This is a genomic window from Sciscionella sediminilitoris, assembly GCF_000737195.2.
Lineage (GTDB): Bacteria > Actinomycetota > Actinomycetes > Mycobacteriales > Pseudonocardiaceae > Sciscionella > Sciscionella sediminilitoris.
In genome coordinates, this window is record NZ_JALM01000094.1 from 88,782 (window position 1) to 94,844 (window position 6,063).

Annotated in this window: 6 protein-coding genes; 5 read left to right on the forward strand and 1 reads right to left on the reverse strand. The window is 69.9% G+C overall.

What is annotated here, in order from left to right; all coding sequences use genetic code 11:
* Positions 1-45: 45 nt before the first annotated feature.
* Complete coding sequence (locus tag AD72_RS29705; protein WP_031469941.1) at positions 46-1,584, forward strand: deoxyguanosinetriphosphate triphosphohydrolase family protein; 1,539 nt, start codon at positions 46-48, stop codon at positions 1,582-1,584.
* Between the two features lie 9 nt (positions 1,585-1,593).
* Here the strand turns inward: AD72_RS29705 and AD72_RS29710 are convergent, their stop codons facing one another.
* Complete coding sequence (locus AD72_RS29710; protein WP_031469942.1) at positions 1,594-2,598, reverse strand: helix-turn-helix domain-containing protein; 1,005 nt, start codon at positions 2,596-2,598, stop codon at positions 1,594-1,596.
* A 188-nt stretch (positions 2,599-2,786) separates the two neighbouring features.
* Between AD72_RS29710 and AD72_RS29715 the strand changes: the two genes are divergently transcribed.
* From AD72_RS29715 to AD72_RS29730, 4 genes are all read left to right on the forward strand, one after another.
* The gene (locus AD72_RS29715; RefSeq protein WP_051899145.1) at positions 2,787-3,356 is read left to right on the forward strand and encodes a helix-turn-helix domain-containing protein; all 570 of its coding nucleotides are present in this window, start codon (positions 2,787-2,789) and stop codon (positions 3,354-3,356) included.
* A complete protein-coding gene (locus tag AD72_RS29720; protein WP_231645028.1) occupies positions 3,353-4,036 on the forward strand; it encodes an acVLRF1 family peptidyl-tRNA hydrolase in 684 nt (227 codons plus the stop codon). The genes AD72_RS29715 and AD72_RS29720 overlap by 4 nt, the downstream gene beginning before the upstream one ends.
* Positions 4,037-4,164: 128 nt before the next feature.
* A complete protein-coding gene (locus AD72_RS29725) occupies positions 4,165-5,793 on the forward strand; it encodes an ABC-F family ATP-binding cassette domain-containing protein (RefSeq protein ID WP_031469945.1) in 1,629 nt (542 codons plus the stop codon).
* 88 nt (positions 5,794-5,881) lie between these two features.
* Positions 5,882-6,063, forward strand: a 182-nt coding sequence (locus AD72_RS29730; RefSeq protein WP_031469946.1) for an SAM-dependent methyltransferase, incomplete at its 3' end; no start/stop codon positions are given.

The following is a 6,063-nucleotide window of genomic DNA, read 5'->3' on the forward strand; positions in this document are numbered from 1 at the left end:
ACGCCTATGATTTCTTCGTCCTCGCTGCGGGTAAGGTCGCATCCGATGAACGAGCAGCGGGAGAGCCGCACTGTGACCGCCCCGGCGCGCGATCTGGCCGCCAATCCCTTCCGTGCCGACCGTGACCGGGTGGCTTCCTCGCCGTACTTCTCCCGGCTCGGCGGCGTGACCCAGGTGGTGAGCCCCGGCGGCTCGGGCCTGCTACTGCACAACCGGCTGACGCACAGCCTGCGGGTCGCCCAGATCGCGCGGGTGATCGCGGAGCGGCTGTGCGCGGACGATTCCGCGGCGGCACTGGCCGCTCAGCTCGGCGGCTGCGATCCGGATGTCGCCGAGGCGGCCGCGCTGGCGCACGATCTCGGGCACGCCCCGTTCGGGCATCTCGGCGAGGAGGTACTCGACCGGATGGCCCGCGACCGGTTCGGGCTGCCGGACGGATTCGAGGGCAATGCCCAGTCCTTCCGGATCATCACCAGCATCGACACCACGGGACCGATCGCCGCCGGGCTGGATCTGACCGCGGCGACCAGGGCCGCGGTGCTGAAGTATCCGTGGAGCAGGCGTTCGGACCCGCAGCCGCATCCGAGCACGATGCGCCCGCTTCCGCGTGGTGCGGCGGCACCGGACAGCGCGGGCTCGGCGAAGTTCGGGGCCTACGTGACCGAGCTCGAGGACATGCGCACCGCGCGGGCACCGTTCGCGGAGCTGATCGAACCCTGGCGGCAGACCGTCGAGGCCTCGGTGATGGACACCGCCGATGACATCGCGAACGCCATCAACGATGTCGAGGACTTCTACCGGATCGGGGTGCTGCAGCACACCAGCGTCTCGGCGGAGCTGTCCGGATGGCTCTCCGGGGCGGAGGATTTCGCGGCGCTGCCCGCCGAGGCACTGGAGCAGCCCGGGGCCCGTCCGGGCAGCGCGCTCGAGGCACTGCGCAGGAGGCTGCACGCGAAGGACTCCTGGGCGGTGGACGACGAGGCGTTCGCCGCTGCGGTGGGCCGGGTGCGTACCGAACTGGTCGACGGCCTGCTCACCAGCCCGTTCGACGGATCGACCGGGGCCGAGCAGTCGGTCGCGCGGTTCTTCAGCACCTGGGCCGCCCGGCTCGTGGACGGGGTGCGGCTCGTGGCTCGGCCACCGGTGCGCTCCGGGCACGTGCTCTTCACTGCCGAGCCCTGGCACGAGGTGCAGGTGCTGAAGTTCGTGCACGAGCGGTTCGTATTGCGGCGGGCGGACTTCGCGATGCACCAGCGCGGCCAGGCGAGGCTGCTCACCACCCTGGTCGAGGAACTCACCGCGTGGCTCACCGACCGGCACGAGGCCGACCGGTTGCCCGCACGGTTGCGTGATCTGGTGGAGCTCGCCGCGGGGGAGTACGCCGCGCTCGCCAAGGAGGCGCCCGAACTGCTCATGAGCACCACCAGGGAGCGCTCCGAGGTGCCCGGGGCGGTGCGCGAACTCGCCAGGGGGCGCGGCGTGCTCGACTACGTGGCCTCGGTGACCGATTCACAGGCGGTCGCGCTGCTGGACGCGATCACCGGGCGCACCGGCACCCCGTGGACCGAGACCTTCGTGCTCTAGCGAAAAGGTTCACCAGTCCCAGCGCACGCCGAACTCCCCGGCGCCGAAGTCCATGGCGATGGTGTGCACCCCGCCGTCCTCGTCCACCGCCAGATTGCGGGTGCGGCGCACGAAATCCTCGTGCTGCACGCTGTACTGCTGGCACCGCGCGGGAACGGCATCCGGATCGAAGCGGACCTCGAGCAGGTACTCCCGGCACGGGGTGCGGAACTTCCGCGCGACGTGGTCCACCGGCTCGGACAGGGTCCGGTCCGCGCCGGGATTGCGCAGCTCGTACTCGAACAGCAGGGTCTCGCCGCGGCGCAGCGGACGGGCGAACAACAGCTCCACGCAGAACAGGCTGGTGTCCTCGTGGGTGCGCACCGCGCCGATGCGGCAGTTGCGCACGTGGGTGATCTCCGGCCGGGGGCGTTCGAGCCCGCGCACGTCCTCGCCCCAGTCGTAGACGAGCAGCCAGCGATCCGGGCCGTCGTGCTCGGCGCGCATGACCTGACGGGAGAAGTGCGAGCGCATCACCCGGTTGGCGCCGATGGTGGCGTAGTCGTACTGGGAGAGCCTGCGCAGTTGCAGATCGGTGGTCGTGTCGAAGTCGGAGAGCAGCTGGCTCACCGTGGACCGCGATCCCCAGAACGACTCGATCGGGGGCAGCCCGTCCTGGCCGCGCCTTCCCCGTGGACGCGGCGGCCCGAGCAGCGCGGAGAGCGCGCCGGGAGCCAGGTCGAGCACCGCCTCGAGATGGGCGAGCGCATCGAGGGAGGTCGGGCGTTCCGGACGCCGCCTTCCCGACTGCCAATAGCTGAGTGTGGCCACGCTGACCCGTACACCACGACGACGCAGCCGATACTGCACCCGGTCCAGGCTCAGGCCGCTCGCGGCGATCGCGGCGCGCAGGGCGTCCGGGAACGGTCCGCGTTCGAGCAGTTCGTGGAGCTTACCGGCCTCGTGAGCCGATTGGTCGATAGCGTTAACGCCATCCATGCCGTGGATGCCGGGTCTCGGCACCGCCGTTGTCATGCTGACTCCCCGCTGTCGCGGTCGTAGTACGCATCGAGTATTTACCCACACGGGCATCGATTCGGGTACCTACGATCGAAGGGTGCGACACACGTGACGGGCACCTGTTTGGTCCCGGTGAGGTGAGGACATACGGTGTCGCCGTGTCTCGCGACCCCCGTAGCTTCGCACCAGCCGAGGCGCCCCCAGTGCCGGTGCAGCGCGGTGACGGCGCTGTCGAGGCACCCACGGACGCGGTCCTGGCACTGACGATCGCGGAACTGGGGGAGCGGCCGAACCGGATCGGGCGGCTCGACGAGTCCGGGGAACACGGCGCCTACGGCTCGCTCGACGCGGTGCACTGCGCCGAGGATGTGTTTCCCCGGCGCGCCGCGGACGGAACGCTTCCCGGTTTCCTGCGCGCCGCGCTGACCGCACTGCGTCCCGGCGGGGTGCTGGTGGCGGCGGTGCCCGTGTTCCGCGAACCGCGCCCGGTCACGGCGCCGCCGCGGGTACTGCGCCATGACGGTGGCCGCGAGCTGATCACCTCGGTGTGGGAGTGGTCCGCGGACGGCGGCTCGTACAGCATCGACGTGCTGCGGCTGCGCAAGAGCGGTGGCCGCTGGGTGCTCGTGGACACGGCGACCACGGTGCACCGGGTGCTCCCCGCCGAACAGGTGCGTTCGCTGCTCGCCGAGGCGGGGTTCACCAGGGTGCGCGTCTCGGAGCCCGCGGCGACCGGTCACCCCGTGCCGCTGTGGCTCGGCGTCCGGCCGTGACCGACAAGCGGATCAGGGTCGCGCGCCCGCGGGTGCGTGGCTGGTTCGAGCGGTTCACGGCGGGTCACGGGGGCGCGGAATACACCGTGACCACGGCGCGCAGTGTGCGGGTGACCGCCGTGGACGGCAGCTACGCGCAGGTCCCGGTGCCCTACGGACCGCTCGGGGAGGCGGAGCGGACCGAACCCGGGTTGGTACTCGATCCGCTGCTCGCGCACCTGGGACGACCGCGCCGGATCGGTCTGGTGCTGGTGCGCAGCCGCGCACACAGCCTCGGGATCGCCGAGGACGGGATCGTGCGGCGATCCTCGACCGACCGGCACTACGTACAGGGACGGACAGCGGCCGGTGGCTGGTCTCAGCAGCGGTTCGCGCGCCGGCGAGCCGGGCAGGCCAAGGCCTCGCTGCGCGCGGTCGCCGAGGACATCCGCCGTGTCCTGGTACCCGAACTGGACCGGCTGGACGCCGTGATTCTCGCCGGTGACCGGTCCTGTCTCGACCTGCTCGCCGGGTGGGAGAGCCTGCGCGGGGTGTTCGCGCTGGCCGAACCGTGGCGGCCGCAGATCGGCGAACCGCGGCGGGAACTGCTCGAGGAGGTTGCCCGGGCCGCGACCGGGGTGGAGATCCTGATTCATGAGACCGCTCACCCGAGCGATAAATCCGTTGCCCCCGGCACGTAAGCTGGATTCGTGATTCTGGTGGAACTCGGGCCCTGCGCCCGCTCGATGGTCTGGGTCGAATAGCCGACTGACCCGTATCCGGGGAGAAGTCTGCCCACTGACCTGACCATTTTCTGGGAGTTTTCACCATGATTTCGGCAACCGAGCTCGAACTGCGCGCGGGCTCACGCATCCTCGTCTCCGGCGCGAACCTGCGGGTGCAGCCCGGCGACCGCATCGGCCTCGTCGGGCGCAACGGTGCGGGCAAGACCACCACACTGCGCGTGCTCGCCGGGGAGGGCGAACCCTATTCGGGATCCGTGGTCCCCGCCGCGGAACTCGGCTACCTTCCCCAGGACCCGCGCGAGGGCAACCTGGAGACCTCGGCGAAGGACCGGGTGCTCTCCGCGCGCGGGCTCGACGAACTGCTGCGCCGGATGGAGAAGGCGCAGACCGAGATGGCCGAGCTCGCCGACGATTCCGCACGGGACAAGGCGATCGTCCGCTATGGCAAGCTCGAGGAGCGGTTCGCCTCGCTCGGCGGATACGCCGCGGAAAGCGAAGCCGCCCGGATCTGCGCGAACCTCGGCCTCGAGGACCGCATCCTCCCGCAGCCCTTGCGCACCCTCTCCGGCGGACAGCGGCGCCGGGTCGAGCTGGCGCGCATCCTGTTCGCCGCCGCGCAGACCGGGGCGACCGGGCGCTCGAGCACCACGCTGCTGCTCGACGAGCCGACCAACCACCTCGACGCGGACTCGATCTCCTGGCTGCGCGGTTTCCTCAAACAGCACGACGGGGGACTGGTGGTGATCAGTCACGACGTCGAACTGCTCGGCGATGTGGTGAACAAGGTGTGGTTCCTGGACGCCCAGCGCGGCGAGGTGGACCTCTACAACATGGGCTGGCAGCGCTACCTCGACGCGCGCGCCACCGATGAGAAGCGCCGTCGCCGGGAGCGGGCGAACGCCGAGAAGAAGGCCACGGCGTTGCAGGCGCAGGCGGCGAAACTCGGCGCGAAGGCCACCAAGGCGGTCGCGGCCAAGAACATGGCCCGCCGCGCCGAGGAGATGCTGTCCAACCTGGATGAGGAACGCGTCAGCGACAAGGTCGCGAAGATCAGCTTCCCGGAACCCGCGGCGTGCGGGAAAACCCCGCTGCAGGCGGAGAACCTGTCCAAGTCCTACGGCTCGCTGGAGATCTTCACCGGGGTGGACCTGGCCATCGATCGCGGTTCACGGGTCGTGGTGCTCGGACTCAACGGTGCGGGCAAGACCACGCTGCTGCGGCTGATCGGCGGGATGGAGAAGTCCGACTCGGGTTCCCTGGTTCCCGGGCACGGCCTGCGGATCGGGTACTACGCCCAGGAACACGAGACGCTCGACCACACCGCGAGCGTGTGGGAGAACATCCGTCACCTCGCCCCGGACATCGACGCGCAGCGGCTGCGCACCCTGCTCGGCACCTTTCTGTTCACCGGTGAGCAACTCGAACAGCCCGCGGGCACGCTTTCCGGCGGTGAGAAGACCAGGCTGGCGCTTGCCGGACTGGTGTCCAGCCAGGCGAACGTGCTGCTGCTCGACGAGCCGACGAACAACCTGGACCCGGCCTCCCGCGAGCAGGTGCTCTCCGCGCTGCGTTCGTATGCGGGTGCGGTCGTGCTGGTGACGCACGACCCGGGCGCCGTGGACGCGCTCGAACCCGAACGGGTGATTTTGTTGCCGGATGGCACCGAGGACTTCTGGTCCGACGAGTACCGCGAGCTCATCGAACTCGCCTAGATACTGAACCGATACTCCAGCCGTGCGACGGCGTGTTGCCGACTGTGCCAACATGGTGCTCCGCGACACGCCGACGGACGGAGTAGTCATGACCGAGGAATGGTCATCAGACGAATTGGCTGGGATCGATTCGCTGACACCCAACGTGGCGCGCATGTATGACTACTACCTGGGTGGCGGCGCGAACTTCAAAGCCGACCGGGAGCTCGCGCAGAAGGTCCTGCAGATCCTCCCGGAGGGGCGGGCCGCGGCCGTGGAGAACCGGCACTT

Coding starts and splice junctions, on each gene's coding strand:
- AD72_RS29705 (WP_031469941.1), top strand. CDS start 46: ATGAACGAGCAGCGGGAGAGCCGCACTGTGACCGCCCCGGCGCGCGAT.
- AD72_RS29710 (WP_031469942.1), bottom strand. CDS start 2,598: ATGACAACGGCGGTGCCGAGACCCGGCATCCACGGCATGGATGGCGTT.
- AD72_RS29725 (WP_031469945.1), top strand. CDS start 4,165: ATGATTTCGGCAACCGAGCTCGAACTGCGCGCGGGCTCACGCATCCTC.